Raw genomic sequence first — 19169 nt, 5'->3', positions numbered from 1 at the left:
GTTAGTAACTCCTTAAAAACCGGCAGGACCCACCAGCTTGTTGAGCAGACGGGTAAATTCTTTCATCTCGGCGGGGGTAAGCGGCGCCATAAGATCGTTTAGGGTGTGGGTAATAATCGACGGCAATTGCCGACAAAAAGCGCGCCCGGTATCGGTCAAAGAAAGCCGCATCTGACGGCGATCGTCGGTGCAGCGCACGCGCGCAAGCATATTTTTATTTTCCAGACGATCCAGCATGCGCGAGGTGGCGCCGCTGTCCAGATTCATCCGGCGGCACAGATCTGCCGACGTTGCAATGCCTTCATGGCACATCAGCAGCATGACTTTGCACTGCGCCGCGGTAATGTCGTGGGGCAACAACCAGGTTTCCAATAGCCTATCTTTGTCGCTATTGAGCCGGTGTATGTTGCGGCCCAATTGGAAAACGGCTTCCAACTGTTCCGGCGCGAAGTGTTTCATCTTTATCTATGCCTAGGCAGCTATTCCGCGGGCGACTATAGCCTTATTAACTAAACGATACAATAGTGAGTTTTGTAACGAGATATTTACGAAAATACACAAAACTATGCATAACCTCCCTCATTTGGACTTTGGCGGCGCCTATTTATTCCTAAAAAAAGTGTCGATGTCCGGCGAGATCGGCTAAAGGATTGTCGGTGACCCGCACATCCCATGAGCGATTATTGGCTATCGGCGCGCCGCATGAGGGTTTAACGGCAACCGGTGCGGCTACAGCCTGACATCACCACGTCTGTACAGGCGCCGTGTTGAGCGTCGGAAAGCACGCCGGAGGCGATAATCTCTCCCGTCGAAGGTGAGCACAAAAAGGAAAGGGAAAGGTGCGTTAACGCTGGCGCCATTACAAAGGCTACAAAGGAAATGGATTTCCCTTGGTATCCCCTTCAGCATGATTCGTCTGAATACACCCGCAGTTTAAGTAAAAATACGGCCAGTAGTTGGTTCATTGACATTCAGCGTCAATCCCCCGCGTAGGGTTTCGCCGTGATCCAGAGCCGCCGGCCATAGGTTTGCCGTGCGCCGATACTTTAATGTTGACTACGCAATCAGGGGTGAGGATCGCGGGTATGCGGGGCATCGGCGGCGCGACAATCTATCTTGTCGACGCCGGCAACGCACCGCAACAGGATAGACGCCACACCCGGGCCGCGCCGTGTGGGTAGCGCGACGTCGGCGCGTGTGCGCCAGGCGTCGCCCGCAATGCCGCACCATACGCGCTGTAGCGGCAAGCGGTCCTGATGTTGGTTGAGAATAAAAACTTCGCCGGTGGCTGGATTTTTCCACAAGCGGGTGGACAATGTAGCGTCGGGTGCAAGAGTACCTAATTCCACCGAATACCAATGGGCGGTGGTCGCCTGGCACGCCAGAGTAAGGAGGCCCTGATTGTTAACGGTTACAGAAAAAGCCTTCAGCCCGGCGGTGCCGCGGTGGTATTTTACCGTAACGCCCGCGCTGGCGATGTGGGTTAACAACAAACCGGACAGCAGTAATCCCCGCGCGTTCATCGACATCTCCGTCATGTAATGACGATTGGCGCCGGCAATGCAGTTTATTAGGGCATTATCATACGCCTTTTGAGGACGAACAATGAAGTTTACCGGTTGGAGAACCGGCGTAAGCGCCCTGGCGCTGGCGTCGCTGCTGTGTCAGGCGTGTTACGCCGCCGAAATCAATACCATTGCCATTTTGACACCGGAGCCAGGCACCGATTACGGCTGGAACCAGCAGGGGATCACGGCTGCGCGCGCAGCGGGGAAAAGCGAAAGCGTCAGGGTGCTGGTGGCCGACAATCTCGGCTATGGCGATGTGCGCCCCACCCTGCGGGATCTCGCCGACGACGGCGCGCAGCTGTTTATTGCCCACGCCAGCGGCTATAACCAGGCGGCGCCGGAAATCGGCGCCCAGACCGGCATACCGGTAGCGATTACCGACAGCCCGTCGTCGTTGAAGGCCGGCCGCGTCGCCGATTATACCGTCAGCGGCCAGGAAGGCGCTTGGCTAGCGGGTACCCTGGCGGCCAAAATGTCGCGCAGCGGTACGCTCGGGATCGTGGTGTCAGGCGAACCGCCGGCCTGGAACGCGCAGGCCGCGGCCTTCGTGCTCGGCGCCCGGGCGGCGCGACCTTCGATTCAGATCCGCTACGCGGTCATCGGCCCCGCCGCCTACAGCGATGCGGCGGGCGGCAAACGCGTCACCGCCTCGGTGATCGCCGCCGGCGCCGACGTTATTTTCGGCGAGGGTAACGGTTCGAGCTTCGGCATGCTGCAAGCGGTGGAAACCACCCTCGCCCAGGATGGCGGCAAAGTCTGGTTTATCGATGTCATCGGCGATAAATCCCCTATCGACAAAGGACATCTGCTGAGTTCGGTGCTGTGGAATCTGACCCCGGTGTATACCGCTATGATCAGAGACCTTAAAAATAATCACTTTGGCAGCCACAACTACCAGACGTCACTGGCCAACGGCGCCATTAGTTTATTAAAAACACCCCATATTCCTAATGACGTCTGGGCGCAGGTCCAGGCGGTGCGCGATCGCATTATCAGCGGTGAAATCCACGTGCCGGCGGATTATGACGCCAGCACGCTGCACGCGCTGCTGGCCGGAAAATAGCGCCGTGTAGGTTGCTCTTCCCGCCGGTACGCCTCTGGTGCGGCTACACGCCGTGACCAAGACGTTTCCCGGCATCGTCGCTAACGCGGCTATCCATCTTGCGCTGTGGGCCGGCGAAGTGCATGTGCTGCTGGGGGAAAACGGCGCCGGCAAATCGACGCTGGTGGCGCTGCTGTCCGGCGTGCTGCAGCCTGACCGTGGTCACATCGAGGTGGCTGGCGCAGCGTATCGGCTCGCCGCGCCAGGCGCTGGCGCTGGGCATCGGCACGGTGTTTCAGCACCCGATGCTGGTGCCGACCTTAACGCTGGCGGAGAATCTGGCGTTGGGTGACCCCTGGTGGCGCCGCCCCGCCCGGCGGCATTATGCGGCGGAGGTCGCGCGCCTGGGCGCAAGACTCGGCGTGACGGTGGACGCAACCGTTGAGGTCAGTGCGTTATCGTTGGGAGAACGGCAGCAGGCGGAAATCCTGCGTGCGTTGCTGCGCGGCAGTCGGGTGCTACTCCTCGACGAGCCGACCGCACTGCTTACGCCACACGACGCTGAACGGCTTGGCCTGTTGATGCGTCGTCTGGTCGCGCAGGGGCTGGCGGTGGTGTTTATCACCCATAAGCTGAACGAAGCGTTAGCCTGGGGCGACCGCATCAGCGTGTTACGCCTCGGCCGCAAGGTGGGCGAAATCCCCCCGGCTCGCCTGCGGGCGCTTTCTCCGGCCGCGGCCAGACGGGATGTATTGGACTGGATGTTTCACCGTGCCGGCGAAGGGGAATCGCGTGCCGCGCAGGCGACAACCCTTTCAGACATCGGCACGCCACCGTCCGCGCAGGGAACGTCAGCGCCGAGCCCTGATAAGGATGGTTCACCGTCCACGCCGGCATCGCCAGAGTGGAACGCTGATAATGACCGTCCACCGTCCGGCCCGGGGGCACCAGCTCGGAGCCCTGATAATGACGGTTCATCGTCAGCGCCAGGGGCACCAGCTCGGAGCCCTGATAATGACCGTCCATCGCCAGGACGGTTCGGTTCAACTCCGTTGTTGGTGGCGCAACGGCTATCGGTGGCGGATGCGCGCGTTGCGTTGCGCGATATTGATTTTAGCGTCGCCGGCGGCGAAATCTTGGGCATCGCCGGTATCGACGGCAACGGTCAAACGCAGCTGGATGAAGCGCAGGCAGGACAGCGCAGGCTGAGCGCCGGGTGCATCTGGCTGGCCGGACAGGCATTGCAAAATTACAGCTTGCGCGAGCGACGCCGGCGCGGGTTGAGCTACGTCACCGACGACCGGCTTGGCGAAGGTACCGTTGCCACACTGACGGTAGCGGAAAATCTGTTGCTCAAGCAAATTGGCGCTCCGCCCTTCTGGCGCGGCGGGATACGCCGCCCGGTGCGCATCGACGCCTTTGCCCGCCGGCGTATTCGCGCGTTCGATATCCGCCCTCCCGAGGCGCAGACCCCTGTCGGTACCTTGTCAGGGGGGAATGTCCAGAAAATCCTGCTGGCACGCGAACTTAATCACCGCGCCCGCGCGGTGATTTTTGCCAAGCCCACCTATAGCCTCGATCTGCACAACAGCCTGGCCATTCGCGAACGCATTCGCCAGTCCGCGGCGCAGGGCGTGGCGGTGGTGCTTATTTCCACCGACCTTGACGAACTGTTGGCATTGTCTCATCGCGTGGCGGTACTGCGTCGAGGGCAAATAGCGGGCATGGTGGTCAACGATGCTCACGCCCGCCGGCGCATCGGCGCACTGATAAGCGGAGAAACGCCATGACAGGCCGGTCTAGGTGCCGTAACGTCGGCGCGAGGGTCAGACGCCTGTGCCTGGAAACGGGATTCACTCTGCTGGCTATCGGGCTGGCGCTTTTTATTGCCGGCCTGCTGCTGTGGCTTTCGGGTGTCGACCCCCTGGCCTACTATGGCTTTATCGTGCGTAAGGGGCTATTGGCGCCCGCCGGTTGGCAAGCATCGCTGACGCGCATGGGTCCGCTACTGCTGATCGCCGCCAGCCTGATGGTAGCGTTCAGCGCCGGTTTGTGGAACCTCGGCGGCGACGGGCAGTTTATGCCGGGTGCGGTAATGGCCTCTGCCATCGCGCCAGCGCTGTTATCCCGCGGCGTTCCCCTGTGGATCAAGTTGGCTCTGGCGCTGCTGGCCGGGGCGATCGGCGGAATGCTGTGGGGCCTGCTGCCGGCGATATTGAAGATCTGGCGTAATATCAACGAAATCATTACCAGCCTGATGATGTCTTTTCTTGGCGTATCGCTGGCCAATGTGTTGGTCAAGCTGCTATTGGCCGATCCGGCGACCACCGTGCCGCAAACTCGTAATCTGCCTTGGGAGCAACGATTGCCGATGCTGTTCGGCGGTCAGGTTTCCAGCGGGCTGTTGCTCGGTCTGCTGGCGGTGTTGCTGGTACATGGAATGATAAACCATACGGCGTTGGGCTTGCGTATGCGGGTGCTGGGTGCCAATCCGCGCGCGGCACGGCATGCAGGGCTGCCGGTCGGCGCCCTGACGCTTGCGGTATTTGCCCTTTCCGCCGCATTGGCGGGGTTGGCGGGCGCGGTTGAGATCATCGCTATACAAGGCAATGTTCGCGCCGATTGGAACCCGGCCTACAGTTTGGTTATTGTGCCGTTGGTGTTTCTGGCGCAGTTCAACGGGTTTGGCAGTCTCGCCCTCGTTTTCGTGTTTTCGGTGCTCTCCATCGGCAGCGAAAGCGCGGCGCGGCGGATAGGCGTCCCCAACCATTTCACCTTGCTGACCGTCGCGCTGCTATTAATTGTGCCGGGCTTGACCCGTCTGGCCGTTGCCCGACTACGGCAAGCTCTGCGTCAGCGGACTGTTAGCAACACGACGACGGTGGCTTAGCGCCGGCAATGGAGACACAATGGAATGGTTAACCAGCGGTTTCATCACCTCCCTCCTCATGGTGGCCATCGTCGCCGGCATACCGCTGCTGTTGGCGGGCCTGGGCGAACAACTGTCCGAAAAAGCCGGCGTGCTGAATATCGGGCTGGAAGGGATGATGCTGGCCGGTGCCTGGTTGGGCTTCCTGATGGCCTGGCGCCACGATTCCATGGCGCTGGGCTTATGGGCCGGGGCCGCTGGCGGAATGCTGGTGGCGGCGCTCATTGTGGCACTGTGGCTGCGGCTCAATCAGATAGTCATCGGTATCGCCCTGACCCTGGGCGCTGAAGGCGCCACCGCGCTGCTGCAGATGGCCTTTAGCCAGATTTATCCCCGCCTGGGCAGCATCGACAGCATCAGCCTGCCCTGGCTTGCTGAACTGCCGGTGGTGGGCAGAGCCCTGTTCGTGCAGCCGCTGGTGGTGTATTTGGCCGTCGCCTGCGTCCCGCTGCTGGCCTGGCTTTATCGCGCCAGCAATGCGGGTCTGGCGCTGCAGGCGGCCGGCGATCGACCCGCCGCGCTGGATGCGGCCGGTGTGAGCGTGCAAGGGACACGCACGCTGGCGGTGCTGGCTACCGGTGCGTTGGCGGGATTGGGCGGCGCTTATATGGCGCAGGTCGGCGCCGGGATTTTTGTGCCGTTTATGACGCAGGGCAATGGTTTTATCGCCATTGTGCTGGCGATGCTGGCGCGCGGGCGACCGCTGTGGGTTTTGGCGGGGGCGTTTTTGTTCGGCGCGTGCCTGTCGCTGACCACCGCGCTGCAGGTGCTGGGGATAAACTTGCCGACCGATGTGATCCAGATGCTGCCCTTCACCACCGTGATGCTGGTGCTCATTCTTTTCGGGCGCCGGGCTGCTCTGCCAGCCACGCTGGGCGCCCTGTGGCCGCGGGGCGCGCGATAACGGCACCCTCCAGCATCAGCGCGGGAGAATTATTGGCGCCGCACATCGGATCGGGAGCATAGACGCAGTGCCGCGCCGCTCGATGGTTAAGCGTTCACAGCAGACACAGAGCAGCACAAAACCATGGACGCGGCGCGGCGCATCAGCGCCCGGCGTGCACGTTAATGGCAACGCGCCTTCAGCGGCGTAATGAGGCCTTTCAGCCCTTCTATCTTTATCGCCAGCGCGAGGCTCATGAGCTGGCCCAGCCGCCCTTCCGGGAACTCGCCTTTACGGGCAAACCAGAGCAGGTAAGGTTCGGGCAGATCAATAAGCATCCGCCCCTGATATTTGCCAAACGGCATCGCGGTATTGGCAATGGCCACCAGATCCTCTTTTTCCATTTTTGCTCCCTTATGCGCCGGGTTAGTCATCCAGCAGACGCATCATCTCCGCCTCATCTATCACTGGAATATTCAACTGCTGTGCCTTAGACAGTTTGGATCCCGCCGCTTCCCCGGCGATAAGCAGGTCGGTTTTAGCGGAAACGCTGCCGCTGACCCGAGCGCCGAGCGCGACCAGCCGATCTTTGGCTTCATCCCGCGACAGTGTGCTGAGCGATCCGGTCAGGACAATAGTTTTCCCGGCGAAGGGATTATCGCTCGCCGCACTGGCCGCCGCCACGGGCTCAGGCCAACCAATACCGATGGTCGGGCTCAACAGCTCCTGGATCACTTCACGATTATGCGTTTCCTCAAAAAAGTGGCGCACATGGGTCGCGACAATGTTGCCAATATCCTGCACACCGGTAAGCGAATCGATATCGGCGGGAATCAGCGCGTCGAGCGTGCCGTAGGCGGCAGCCAGATTGGCGGCCGTGGCTTCGCCCACCTCGCGGATCCCAAGCGCGTACAAAAAGCGCGCGAAGGTAGTCTGCCGGGCTTTTTCCAGCGCCTCCAGCAAATTTTGCGCCGATTTCGTCCCCATCCGATCCAATCGTGACAGACTTTCTTTATTCAGCCGGAACAGATCGGCCGGGGTTTTCACCAGCTCACGTTCCACCAGCTGATCGATGATCTTATCGCCCATACCGTCGATGTCCATCGCCCGGCGGGAAACGAAATGCTTCAGCGCTTCCTTACGCTGTGCGGCGCAAACTAACCCCGCAGTGCAGCGCAACACCGCCTCGCCTTCCACCCGTTCGACGTCGGAGCCGCAAACCGGGCATTGTGGCGGAAACGCTACCGGCCGCGCATCCGCCGGACGTTCGGACGTGACGACCCCGACGATCTGCGGGATGACATCACCGGCGCGACGGACAATGACCGTATCGCCAATCATCAACCCCAGCCGATCCACCTCGTCGGCGTTGTGCAGGGTGGCGTTACTGACCATGGCGCCGGACACCAGTACCGGCTCAAGACGCGCGACCGGCGTGATTGCGCCGGTCCGTCCCACCTGAAACTCTACGTCGCGTACCCGGGTCAACCGCTCCTGAGCCGGAAATTTATAGGCGATAGCCCAGCGCGGCGCGCGGGCGACAAAGCCCAGACGTTGCTGTAGCGCCAGCGAGTCCACTTTAATCACCACGCCGTCAATATCGAACCCGAGCGATGACCGCGCCTCGTGCACCTGCCGATAGAAATCCAGCACCGCCGCGCTACCGGTGCAGCGGCGAACACGGTCACTGACCGGTACCCCCCAGGCTTTTAACTGCTGTAACCGCTCCCAATGACTCTCGGGCAATTCACCGTCTTCCAGCAGGCCGACGCCATAGCAATAAAACGTCAGCGGCCGCCTGGCGGTAATCGCGGGATCCAACTGGCGCAAAGAGCCGGCCGCGGCATTGCGCGGATTAGCGAATACCTTGCCCCCTTCCCGTTTGGCCGTCTCATTGAGCCGCAGAAAGCCCGCCTCCGACATAAACACTTCGCCGCGTATCTCCAGCAGGCGCGGCAGGTTGCCATTGTCTTGCAAACGCAGCGGAATGGTGCGGATGGTGCGCACGTTGGCGGTGATATCCTCACCGGTAGCGCCGTCGCCGCGGGTGGCGGCCCGTACCAACTCACCGTTTTCATACTGCAGGCTGACCGCCAGACCGTCCAGCTTCAGCTCGCAACAATAGGTCATGTCGTCGTCGCGCTTAAGCCTGTCGCGCCCACTCTTGTCAAACGCCAGAAAACCCGGCTCTTCAAAAACGTTATCCAGCGACAGCATCGGCACTTCATGGCGCACCTGGCCAAAACTGCTTTGCGCTTGTCCGCCGACGCGCTGACTGGGGGAATCGGCGGTGAGCAGGTCTGGCCGTTCGGTCTCCAGCGTGCACAGTTCCTCCATCACCCGGTCATATTCACTGTCGGGGACGTCAGGGGCGGCTTCCACGTAATAGAGGTATTCCCAGTGTCGCAGTTGCTTACGCAGCCGCAGGATATGTTGTTCAATCTGTTCCATGATGCACCATCAGCAGCAAAAACCCCCGCAAGAGGGGGCTGAGGATAAACGCTATTTTAGCAGCAACCGGTCGGTTCAGGTTAGCGTTGACCGGCAAGATAAGTATAACCGCCGCCGGTGGGATCCGGTAAACTCTCGTAAGCTGGGTAAGTTGGCCGCCACCGGCCACAGCGAAACAAATCGCCAGCGGCCGGGTCAATTTACCGCTACTGGCGAGAGTGAAAACCGTCGCTGGCAGGAGAGGTTAACCGCCACCGGCCACAGCGAAAAAAACCGCCGTCGGTCGGGTCAATTTACCGCTACCGCTCACATTGAAAAACCGTCGTTGGCTGGGTAAGTTTAATCGCGGCGGGTACGGTCAGACGCTAATAGGTGCCGATTAACCGCCGCCGGGGGTTTTACTCGCGCGAGTCAGGCACCGGCATTGGCATCCAGCACCTGGCGAATGCGCGCTTTGTAGCCATCCAGTTTCTGCGGGGTCATCATTCGCCGCTCATCGTCAAGCACCACGCCGCCGCAATCATCGGCGATACGCTGGGCGGACTGCAGCATGAGCTTAAAGTTCTGATGGGCATCGCCGTAAGAGGGCACCATCATGAACATAGAAATACCCGGCGTGGTGAAATCAGCCATATCGTCAGGATTGAACGAGCCGGGCTTGACCATATTGGCCAGACTAAACAGCACCGGCCCGCTGCCGGCGGGGTTGAGGTGACGATGGAAAATATTCATTTCGCCGAACTGAAAACCGGCCTGCAGCACGCTTTGCAGCAACTCTTCGCCGCCTAGCACCGTCCCGTTATGGGCGGCGACATGCAGCACCAGCACCGTTTCTTTTTCCTGCACCTGTGCCGAACCCTCTTGTGCCGGGGCGGAAGCCCCGCCGTCGGCGGCAGGCGTCGCAGACCGATAATCGTTTTGGGGCGCAGCAGCACGGCTGGCGGCAGGCAACAGCGGTTCAGCTTCATCGCGCGACGCATCGCCGGGAGCCACTTGCTCACGCGCGGGCATGGCAGGCTCGGCAGTGCGGATTTGCGGCGGCTCGCGGTAGGCGGCTGGCTGGCCGACACCCTCATCGAAAAGGGGATCGACCGCAGCATCGGCCTCATCCCGCTCGCCTTCGCTTGCGCGAGTGGCGGGGCGGGAGAATGGCGCGTCGTCATCGATACGGCCGATGTCTGCGTCGTGGTGGTGGCGCACGCGCGTGACGCGGACTTCCCCCACGCCCTCATCCCGCTCATATAGCGGCGGTTCGTACTGATCCTGACGTTGTTGTTTCAGTCGTTTGACCGGGCGGTCACGAAAAACCGCAGAGCGCTCTTTACGACTGGTCCAAAGACCATGTAACAGTAACGCTATAATCGCGATCGCACACACGACGATTAATATCAGACGCAAATCCTGCATCATTGCCATCTCAGCTGTTCTAATTCATTGCACATTGCCATAGCGGCAAACATTTACTCTCTTAACTGATCTTGCCCTGCCATCTCCGGACAGCTTTTGTATCTTAAGTTAACGAAGCCCGCTGCCGCCGGTATTCTCTCGGAGAGTGATATAGTCTTCCTTCATCGTCTTCACGAACCGTTCGGCCATGCCATTGCTCTGCGGGGTGCTCACCGCTGTTGTGCAGGGCTCCAGATCCAGTTCTCTGGCGAACCTCTGCGTTTCATGCGCGGTATACGCTGAACCGTTGTCCGTCAACCACTGCACCGCTGTATCGGGTAACCTGTCGCCGAAGCGCTTTTCTACCGACCTCAGCATCACATCCTGCACGGTCGAACTGTCGTAGCCTACAGTGCTCGCAGCCCAGTCTATGGCCTCTCTGTCGCAGCAGTCCAGTGCGAACGTGACCCGCAGTTTTTCACCGTTGTCGCAGCCGAACTCGAAGCCATCTGAACACCAGCGCATATCGCTTTCTGCCACCGCGATCCTGCCCTTATGCTCACGCCTCGGCCGCTCTGGTTTTCAATGTAATAACAGCAGGTTATGCTCACACATGATCCTGTAAAGTCGTTTCGCATTTACCGGCGGCAGTCCCTCTGCGCGACGTTGTTTACGCAGGATGCCCCACACCCGCCGATAGCCGTAGCTGGGCATATCGCTGATGATGTCGAGGATGTCCGACAGTATTTCAGCGTCTGCTTCGTCATTACGCCGGTTACAGCGCCTGTCCTGCCAGTCGGCAGAACGCTTAATCCGCAGTGACAGCGGCGCACGCGACCCGCTCATGGCGCGGCTGACCTGTGCTATTCCCCGGCCTTTGGCAACAAGGGCGCGTGCGCTATCCATTTTCGTGACTGGCCGTACTCCACGGCTTCTTTTAGGATCTCAACCTCCATCGTCTTCTTACCCAGAAGGCGCTGGAGCTCCCGGACCTGCTTCAATGCAGCTGCAAGCTCAGAGGCAGGAACAACGTCCTCCCCGGCGGTGAGGCTGCCTTCCTGATATTGCTTTTTCCACTTAAACAGCAGGCTGGGCTGGATACCGTGCAGTCGTGCGAGATGGGAGACATTCATGCCGGGCTCCATCGTCTGCTGAATAATGGCCATTTTTTCCTGAGGAGTTTTACGTTTACGGACTTCTTGACCTAACAGGATCCCGGTCATATCAAAATTGGCGTTAGTGTTAGACATATATTCAAGCCTATCTCTTATCTGGAGATACAGCTACTGTCTGGTGTTTCAGGGGGATAAATCACATTTACTCTCTTAACTGTATTTGCCTGCGTAGACAAGTGCAAGTCTACAGGGTACTTTCTGGCAAAAAGAGTTTGGCAAGTTATTTTTTTTGCTGCTTTTTCAGACAAAATGAACCAAACGGCGTTAATAAACGCCGAAAACTGTGATCACACCCTTATCTGTCAGGACCAAAATGGCGCAAAACGACATGCAAAAAGAGATAACTTCCCGCAGTGGCATACATTATTTTTTCGCCGGCTGGCGTTTAATCATGCTACCCGGCATTAAACGCTATGTCCTGCTGCCGCTATTGGTGAATATTGCGCTATTAGGCAGCGCTTTTTGGTGGCTGTATCGCCAGCTGAGCCAGTGGATCCCGCAATTAATGAGCTACGTTCCCGATTGGTTACACTGGTTGAATTATCTCCTCTGGCCATTGTGCGTGCTGGCGGTGTTGCTGGTATTCGGCTATTTCTTTAGTACCGTAGCCAATGTGATTGTCGCCCCCTTTAGCGGCCTGCTGGCCGAACGTCTGGAAACGCGCTTGACAGGCCATGCCGCGCCTGACAGCGGGCTGGTGTATCTGGTGCGTGATACACCGCGAATGGGTGAAGCTGTGTTACTACCTGCCACGGGCACTGATTTTACTGGCCCTGCATTTTATCCCGGCCATTGGCCAGACGCTGGTGCCGGTGCTGTGGTTTTTGTTCAGCGCCTGGATGCTGGCGATTCAATATTGCGATTATCCCTTTGATAACCATAAAATCCCGTTCTCAGCCATGCGCGCCACCCTCAGGCGTCATAAAGTGGCGAATATGCGGTTCGGTGCATTGGTAATCTTGTTTACCTTGATACCGATTGTGAATCTGGTGATCCTGCCGGTGGCGGTCTGCGGCGCCACGGCAATGTGGGTGGATAAATACCGCGCCGGCCATACGGTATCCGGTTCTTAAAAACTTATGTCTTAATAACATAACGATATACGATTCTGTCACTTCCACCCCTATGCTGAAAGGGTATGCTTGGCTGAAAACCCCTTCCTTTCGCACCTGAACTATAGGACTGGTCATGAGCAAAATTTATGAAGACAATTCACTGACTATCGGCCATACCCCGCTGGTCCGTTTAAACCGTATCGGCAATGGTCGCATCCTGGCGAAGGTGGAATCCCGCAATCCCAGCTTCAGCGTCAAATGCCGCATCGGCGCGAATATGATTTGGGATGCGGAAAAACGGGGCGTGCTTAAACCCGGCGTGGAACTGGTGGAGTCCACCAGCGGCAATACTGGTATCGCCTTGGCTTATGTGGCGGCGGGGCCCGCGGCTACAAACCGACGCTGACCATGCCGGAAACCATGAGCAGTGAGCGCCGTAAGCTGCTGAAAGCTTTGGGCGCCAATCTGGTGCTGACCGACGGCCCGAAAGGCATGAAAGGCGCCATCGCCAAGTCGGAGGAGATTGTTGCAACCGATCCCGCGCGTTTTTTGATGCTGCAGCAATTCAGTAACCCGGCCAACCCCGCCATTCACGAGCAGACCACCGGCCCGGAAATTTGGCATGATACCGACGGCGAGGTGGACGTGTTTATCGCGGGCGTGGGCACCGGCGGAACGATTACCGGCGTCAGTCGTTATCTGAAAAACACCCAGGGCAAGAATGTGTTTACCGTTGCGGTGGATCCGACCGACTCCCCCGTCATCACACAGGCGCTGGCCGGCGACGAAATCAAGCCCGGCCCGCATAAAATCCAGGGGATTGGCGCCGGTTTCATTCCCGATAATCTGGACCTGAAACTCATCGATCGGGTAGAAAAAATCACTAACGATGAAGCTATCAGCACCGCACGCCGTCTGATGGAAGAGGAAGGCATTCTGGCCGGCATCTCTTCCGGCGCCGCCGTAGCGGCAGCGCTGAAACTGCAGCAAGAAGGGGACTTCGCCAACAAGAACATCGTGGTTGTCCTGCCCTCATCCGGCGAGCGCTACCTTAGCACCGCTCTGTTTGCCGATCTGTTTACTTCACCTGAATTACAATAACGCCCGCTATAGCCGGTTTGTTTAAAAAAGCACCCGCCATGGTGCTTTTTTGTGGACTGGATCATACTTTCGACCCACCGCGAATTGATTTTGTTGGTCCTGTCTTGTATTTAAGCGGACAATTATTTCGGAGTATGAAATTAATCAGGCTATTTATTATACAGTCAACAGAAACGCTCGTCGGCCTATAGATTTTCGACGAAAAGCGGCATAATGATTAATGTCAAAAGCATTCATGCCTCCGATGGCGTGATTAAGCAATTAATGCTGTGACGCCCTGTCAGGACGATTATCGCCTACTATTGCGCCACAGACTCCACGACAACCATATAGGCTAAAGTGAACCTTTAGGCTAAACTTTAGCCCCATAACACTGATATCATCTAATAAGTTGGGGAAATAAAATGTACCAGCAAGAAGTTACGATTACTGCTCCTAATGGTCTGCATACCCGTCCCGCCGCCCAGTTTGTCAAGGAAGCTAAAGGCTTTAGTTCCGAAATCACCGTGACCTCCAATGGCAAAAGCGCGAGCGCGAAAAGCCTGTTCAAACTGCAAACCCTGGGCCTGACGCAGGGTACCGTCGTCACTATCGCCGCGGAAGGCGAAGACGAACAGAAGGCGGTAGAACATTTGGTTAAACTGATGGCAGAGCTTGAATAACATACGGCCCGGTCTTTTTAGTTAACATGTGTCATGAGTAAGGTAGGGTTATGATTTCAGGCATTTTAGCATCACCGGGCATCGTCTTTGGTAAAGCGCTGCTACTGAAGGAAGATGAGATTGTCATCAACCGGAAAAAGATCACCGCGGACCAGGTTGAGCAGGAAGTAGAACGTTTTCTTGCCGGACGTGCCAAAGCTTCCGCGCAATTGGAAGCGATCAAAACCAAAGCGGGTGAAACCTTCGGTGAAGAAAAGGAAGCCATCTTCGAAGGCCATATCATGTTATTGGAAGACGAAGAGCTTGAGCAGGACATCATAGCCCTTATCAAAGAAGACCTCGCCAGCGCGGACGCCGCGGTTTATTCCGTGATTGAGACGCAGGCGAAAGCGTTGGAAGAACTCGACGACGAATACCTTAAAGAACGCGCCACCGACGTGCGCGACATTGGTAAACGGTTACTGCGCAACATCCTCTCGATGCCGATTATCGACTTAAGCGCTATCAGCGAGGAAGCCGTGCTGGTGGCGGTGGATCTGACGCCCTCGGAAACCGCGCAGTTGAATCTGGATAAAGTGCTGGGTTTTGTCACCGATATCGGCGGCAGAACTTCCCATACGTCAATTATGGCACGCTCGCTGGAGCTGCCGGCTATCGTGGGCACCGGCAATATTACCAAGCAGGTCGCCAACGGCGATTATCTGATTCTGGACGCGATCAACAACCAAGTTTATATCAATCCCGAACCGGCGGTGATCGAAGAGCTGAAAGCGCTGCAAAGCCAGGACGCCGCCGAGAAGAGCGAGCTGGCCAAACTTAAAGATCTGCCCGCCGTTACGCTTGACGGCCACCAAGTGGAAGTCTGCGCCAATATCGGTACCGTGCGTGACGTCGTGGGTGCCGAACGTAATGGTGCGGAAGGGGTTGGTCTGTATCGCACCGAGTTTCTGTTTATGGACCGCGATTCCCTGCCCAGCGAAGACGAGCAATTCCAGGCTTACAAAGCGGTGGCGGAGTCCATGCCCACCGGTTCCATCATCGTACGCACTATGGATATCGGCGGCGATAAAGATTTGCCCTATATGAATTTGCCGAAAGAGGACAACCCGTTCCTTGGCTGGCGCGCCATCCGCATCGGGCTGGATCGTAAAGAGATGCTGCACGCTCAGCTGCGCGCCATTCTGCGCGCTTCAGCGTTCGGCAAACTGCGCATTATGTATCCGATGATTATTTCGGTGGAAGAAGTGCGCACCCTAAAGCAGGAGCTCTCGTTGTTGAAAGGGCAGCTGCGTGAAGAGGGAAAGGCCTTCGACGAGGATATCGCAGTCGGCGTGATGGTGGAAACGTCCGCCGCCGCGGTTATCGCGCGCCATCTGGCGCATGAAGTCGATTTCTTTAGTATTGGGACAAACGACCTTACCCAGTATACTCTTGCCGTGGATCGCGGTAATGAGCTGATTTCTCATCTGTATAATCCTATGTCTCCGGCAGTACTGACATTAATCAAGCAAGTCATTGACGCGTCTCACGCTGCGGGCAAATGGACCGGTATGTGCGGCGAGCTGGCGGGAGATGAACGTGCTACACTACTGTTATTAGGGATGGGACTGGATGAATTCAGCATGAGTGCTATCTCTATCCCGCGCATCAAGAAAATTATTCGCAATACCAATTTTGGCGATGCAAAGGCATTAGCAGAGGAAGCATTAGCTCAGCCAACAGCGGAAGAGTTGATGAATCTGGTCAACAAATTTATTGAAGAAAAAACGCTCTGCTGATTTCACGACGCTGACCCGATATAAATGCTTAGGAGAAGATTATGGGTTTGTTCGATAAACTGAAATCTCTGGTTTCCGATGACAAGAAAGACACGGGAAGCATTGAAATAGTTGCACCTCTTTCCGGGGAAATTGTAAACATTGAAGATGTTCCTGACGTGGTTTTCGCTGAAAAGATCGTGGGCGATGGGATCGCCATCAAGCCCAGCGGCAATAAAATGGTTGCCCCGGTAGATGGCACCATTGGCAAAATTTTCGAGACTAATCACGCTTTCTCCATCGAATCCGACAGCGGCATTGATCTGTTCGTCCATTTCGGTATCGACACCGTTGAGCTGAAAGGCGAAGGATTCCGCCGTATCGCTGAAGAAGGTCAACGCGTGAAAAAAGGTGACGTTGTGATCGAGTTCGATCTGCCGTTGCTGGAAGAAAAAGCGAAATCGACCCTGACACCGGTAGTTATTTCCAATATGGACGAAATCAAAGAACTGGTGAAATTGTCCGGCAGCGTCGTGGTCGGTGAAACCCCGATCATTCGTATCCGCAAGTAGCCCCTCGCTTTTCCGCCAACCGCATCGGCGGGCATGACAATAACGGCGCTCAATGAGCGCCGTTATTTTTTGGCAGCGTCGTCAGGGAACAGCGTGGTTGACGGCAAGGATGCTGGCCTAAGTCGCTTAGCCCCGCCAGACATTGACATGGCGCGGGCACCTGGCCTAAGCCAAAACACGAGGAGGGGATGGCCACGGCAGGGTCATCTTGCCCGCGCAGCAAGGTTATCGCATTAACCCCCGGCATGGTCCACTTGCCAATGAAGCAAGGTTATCGCCTCACGCCCCGGCGAGGTCCTCTTGCCCGCGCAGCAATCTGGTCGCGTCGCGGTCCAGGTGCCGAGCGCCACCCCTTCGGTACAGCGGCCAACTTGAAAGCGGTTACTGCCAGTGCGGTAGCCGCAACTGGATTTGCAGCCCGCCATCGCGGCCATTATGCGCGTCGACTGACCCGCCGTGGGCCAACAGCACCTTGCGGGTAATCGCCAGACCCAGGCCGTAGCCTTTACCGCTTTGCGGAGAGTTCACCAGCACGAAGGGATCGAAAATGCTGGAGAGTTTTTCACTAGGAATACCCGGCCCCTGATCCGTCACGCTGATCGTAAGCAGGCGATCTTCCGCCGCCATCGACACGGCGATTTCTTGCCCCGGCAAGGAGAAACGCAGCGCGTTACGTACAATATTCTCCACCGCACGTCGCATCATTTCTGCGTTGCCTTTGACGGTATAGTCCGCCGGCTGGCGGGCGGTCAGCGCGATAGTGACCTTGGTGAGCTGCGCCTCATAGCGAGCATCATTGACCACCGATTCCACCAGCCCCAGCAAGTCGAAGTATTCCTCCGCCAGCATGCCCTGGTGCTCCGCGCGCGAAAGCGCCAGCAGTTCCCCCACCATGCGGTCAAGGCGCTCGGCTTCCTGCTCAATACGCGCCAGATAGGTATCCACATTGGCCGGGTTCTGATGCGCCAGTCCGATTGCCAGCTGCAAACGGGCCAGCGGTGTGCGCAGTTCGTGAGAAATGTCATGCAACAGCGCCTCGCGCGCCGCGACCAGTACCTGCAGCCGCTCGGCCATGGCATCGAAGTCCTTCGCCACTTCGGTTATCTCATCGTGGCGTCGGCGCATAACGGGGAGCAAACGCACCGTTAAATCGCCCAGCGACACGCGCTCAAAGGCGCTGCGCAGTTGGCGCATCGGGCGGGTCAGGTTCCAGGCCAGAAGAAAACTGAACAACAGACCACCCGTCAAGCCCAGCCAGAACAGCGGGCTCGGCATATTGAGAATGTTGCTCCTGTGGCCGTTGTGATACAGCCTGCGTAAGTTTTCAACGTCATAATGCAGCAGATATTGCTGCCCATCGGCCGCCGTAACCTGCCGGTTAGCGATGAATTCCAGCCGCGCCAGCGCCGGGGATCCCGGCGGCCGACGCCTGGTCGCGCCGGGCGTGGCGCCGTGATCGATATCCCCTGCCCCGGTCCCCGCAAGCGGACTGGTGCCGTTGCCGGCCAAGGAAGAATTGTCCCCTGTTACCGGCCCGGGTTCATCGGCGGCAGCGCTTGGTGCCCTGACAGTCAGCAGGGCCTGTTCCCCGTCCGGCCAACTGGCCATCAACGCATGCAAGGCGGGCAGAACGCCCGCTTTCAGCGCCGACTCGGCCGATGTCATCTGCAAATTGATAAAACGCCGGGCGATTGATTCTTCCGGCGGTTCGTGGCGGTTGCCGTACAGGATGAAACCAACCCACAGTCCTTGGGTAATTAGCAGAAAAATCAACCATAATCCGAGCAAAATCTTCCAGAACAAACGCCCGCGTAATCTCATCAGCGGATCCGGTAACCAATACTGCGCACCGTTTCAATGCCCAGGCTGCTGCCGGGCAGCAACGTCAGTTTTTGCCGGATATTGCTGATATGCGCGTCGACGCTGCGATCATAGGCCTCGCGGCGCCGGCCCAGCCCCTTTTCCGACAGGTCGTCTTTGGATACCACCCGGTCGGGCGCGCGAATAAGCAATTCCAGCAGGTTAAATTCCGATGCGGTGAGATCAAACGGTTTCCCTTGCCAAAGACTGGTGCGGGTCGCGGGGTTCAGCAGCAAATCGCCAAAGCTCGCCACGCCCGCCTGTTCTGGACGTTCGTCGAAACAGCGCAGCACCGCGCGCAGTCGCGCGACCAGTTCGCGGGGATAACAGGGCTTGGGCATATAATCATTCGCGCCCATTTCCAGGCCGATGACGCGATCGATATTATCGCCTTTCGCGGTCAGCATAATAATCGGCATACGGATGCTCTTGCGCACCTGGCGCAAAACATCGGTGCCGCTCATATCCGGCAGCATGATATCCAGAATCATGGCGGTATAGTCGCCGGAAAGCGCGCCGTCCCCCCCTTCCTGACCGGTCAGTACCAAGGTGGTATCGAAGCCATCCCTCCGCAGTCAGGTATTCGCTCAGCATTTTGCCCAGTTCGCGATCGTCATCAACCAGCAAAATTTTCATTTTCTCTCTCCACATACCTTGCCATCGCTCTCCTGCGTTATCGCCAGACAGCCGTCCATAATTCACCAGGCCAGAGACCTGCCACTATTTGG

The 19169-nt window shown here is 57.8% G+C and carries 15 protein-coding genes and 4 pseudogenes; 11 read left to right on the top strand and 8 right to left on the bottom strand.

What is annotated here, in order from left to right; all coding sequences use genetic code 11:
• Positions 1-12: 12 nt before the first annotated feature.
• The gene (locus JZM24_RS12525) at positions 13-459 is read right to left on the bottom strand and encodes a MarR family winged helix-turn-helix transcriptional regulator (RefSeq protein ID WP_215669856.1); all 447 of its coding nucleotides are present in this window, start codon (positions 457-459) and stop codon (positions 13-15) included.
• 605 nt (positions 460-1064) lie between these two features.
• Positions 1065-1523, bottom strand: coding sequence for a hypothetical protein (locus JZM24_RS12520; protein WP_215669855.1), 459 nt, complete (start codon positions 1521-1523; stop codon positions 1065-1067).
• A gap of 82 nt (positions 1524-1605) precedes the next feature.
• Here JZM24_RS12520 and JZM24_RS12515 point away from each other — a divergent pair, with 82 nt between their 5' ends.
• Genes JZM24_RS12515 through JZM24_RS12500 form a run of 5 tightly spaced genes read left to right on the top strand, consistent with a single transcriptional unit; the run spans position 1606 to position 6443 of the window.
• Positions 1606-2631, top strand: a complete 1026-nt coding sequence (locus JZM24_RS12515) for a putative B6 ABC transporter substrate-binding protein (protein ID WP_215669854.1) — start codon at positions 1606-1608, stop codon at positions 2629-2631.
• 52 nt (positions 2632-2683) lie between these two features.
• Positions 2684-2962 (top strand): ATP-binding cassette domain-containing protein, encoded by a 279-nt coding sequence (locus JZM24_RS18715; RefSeq protein WP_246579951.1) that lies wholly within the window; start codon positions 2684-2686, stop codon positions 2960-2962.
• Positions 2916-4400, top strand: coding sequence for an ATP-binding cassette domain-containing protein (locus JZM24_RS12510; RefSeq protein ID WP_376775550.1), 1485 nt, complete (start codon positions 2916-2918; stop codon positions 4398-4400). The genes JZM24_RS18715 and JZM24_RS12510 overlap by 47 nt, the downstream gene beginning before the upstream one ends.
• Positions 4397-5500: a putative B6 ABC transporter permease subunit 2 gene (locus JZM24_RS12505; RefSeq protein ID WP_215669852.1), complete on the top strand. Its 1104-nt coding sequence runs from the start codon at positions 4397-4399 to the stop codon at positions 5498-5500. The genes JZM24_RS12510 and JZM24_RS12505 overlap by 4 nt, the downstream gene beginning before the upstream one ends.
• A 19-nt stretch (positions 5501-5519) precedes the next feature.
• Positions 5520-6443 carry an ABC transporter permease gene (locus tag JZM24_RS12500; protein WP_215669851.1) on the top strand — a complete coding sequence of 308 codons (924 nt, stop codon included), beginning with the start codon at positions 5520-5522 and terminating at the stop codon, positions 6441-6443.
• Between the two features lie 161 nt (positions 6444-6604).
• Here the strand turns inward: JZM24_RS12500 and JZM24_RS12495 are convergent, their stop codons facing one another.
• On the bottom strand, positions 6605-6826 hold the full coding sequence (locus JZM24_RS12495) for a DUF3820 family protein (RefSeq protein ID WP_215669850.1): 222 nt from the start codon (positions 6824-6826) through the stop codon (positions 6605-6607).
• Positions 6827-6848: 22 nt separating this feature from the next.
• A complete protein-coding gene (ligA, locus tag JZM24_RS12490) occupies positions 6849-8873 on the bottom strand; it encodes an NAD-dependent DNA ligase LigA (RefSeq protein WP_215669849.1) in 2025 nt (674 codons plus the stop codon).
• Here ligA and JZM24_RS12485 point away from each other — a divergent pair.
• Positions 8872-9210: a hypothetical protein gene (locus tag JZM24_RS12485; protein ID WP_215669848.1), complete on the top strand. Its 339-nt coding sequence runs from the start codon at positions 8872-8874 to the stop codon at positions 9208-9210. The two genes, ligA and JZM24_RS12485, sit on opposite strands and share 2 nt — an antisense overlap.
• 74 nt (positions 9211-9284) lie before the next feature.
• On the opposite strand, the gene zipA is transcribed toward JZM24_RS12485, so the two are convergent.
• Positions 9285-10283, bottom strand: coding sequence for a cell division protein ZipA (gene zipA / locus JZM24_RS12480; RefSeq protein WP_215669847.1), 999 nt, complete (start codon positions 10281-10283; stop codon positions 9285-9287).
• A gap of 138 nt (positions 10284-10421) precedes the next feature.
• A pseudogene (locus JZM24_RS12475) lies at positions 10422-11482 on the bottom strand (IS3 family transposase); the annotation flags it as partial.
• Between the two features lie 280 nt (positions 11483-11762).
• Between JZM24_RS12475 and cysZ the strand changes: the two are divergent.
• The 5 genes and pseudogenes from cysZ to crr all read left to right on the top strand — a co-directional run bounded on the left by cysZ (position 11763) and on the right by crr (position 16581).
• Positions 11763-12507, top strand: a pseudogene (gene cysZ / locus JZM24_RS12470) (sulfate transporter CysZ).
• A 115-nt stretch (positions 12508-12622) separates the two neighbouring features.
• Positions 12623-13590 (top strand): annotated as a pseudogene (gene cysK / locus JZM24_RS12465) (cysteine synthase A).
• Between the two features lie 404 nt (positions 13591-13994).
• The gene (gene ptsH / locus JZM24_RS12460; protein WP_011411525.1) at positions 13995-14252 is read left to right on the top strand and encodes a phosphocarrier protein Hpr; all 258 of its coding nucleotides are present in this window, start codon (positions 13995-13997) and stop codon (positions 14250-14252) included.
• Between the two features lie 50 nt (positions 14253-14302).
• Positions 14303-16030 carry a phosphoenolpyruvate-protein phosphotransferase PtsI gene (gene ptsI / locus JZM24_RS12455; RefSeq protein WP_215669846.1) on the top strand — a complete coding sequence of 576 codons (1728 nt, stop codon included), beginning with the start codon at positions 14303-14305 and terminating at the stop codon, positions 16028-16030.
• A 41-nt stretch (positions 16031-16071) separates the two neighbouring features.
• Positions 16072-16581 (top strand): PTS glucose transporter subunit IIA, encoded by a 510-nt coding sequence (gene crr / locus JZM24_RS12450; protein WP_215669845.1) that lies wholly within the window; start codon positions 16072-16074, stop codon positions 16579-16581.
• Between the two features lie 381 nt (positions 16582-16962).
• Here crr and JZM24_RS12445 read toward each other — a convergent pair whose 3' ends face one another.
• Both JZM24_RS12445 and JZM24_RS12440 read right to left on the bottom strand, forming a co-directional pair.
• Complete coding sequence (locus JZM24_RS12445) at positions 16963-18246, bottom strand: ATP-binding protein (RefSeq protein WP_376775549.1); 1284 nt, start codon at positions 18244-18246, stop codon at positions 16963-16965.
• A gap of 155 nt (positions 18247-18401) precedes the next feature.
• Positions 18402-19077, bottom strand: a pseudogene (locus tag JZM24_RS12440) (response regulator transcription factor).
• Positions 19078-19169 lie beyond the last annotated feature (92 nt).

It is taken from the genome of Candidatus Sodalis endolongispinus (genome assembly GCF_018777395.1).
In the GTDB taxonomy this organism is placed as follows: Bacteria; Pseudomonadota; Gammaproteobacteria; order Enterobacterales; family Enterobacteriaceae; genus Sodalis_B; species Sodalis_B endolongispinus.
The sequence above is the reverse complement of the archived record's forward strand: the minus strand, read 5'-3'. Positions and strand labels throughout refer to the sequence as shown.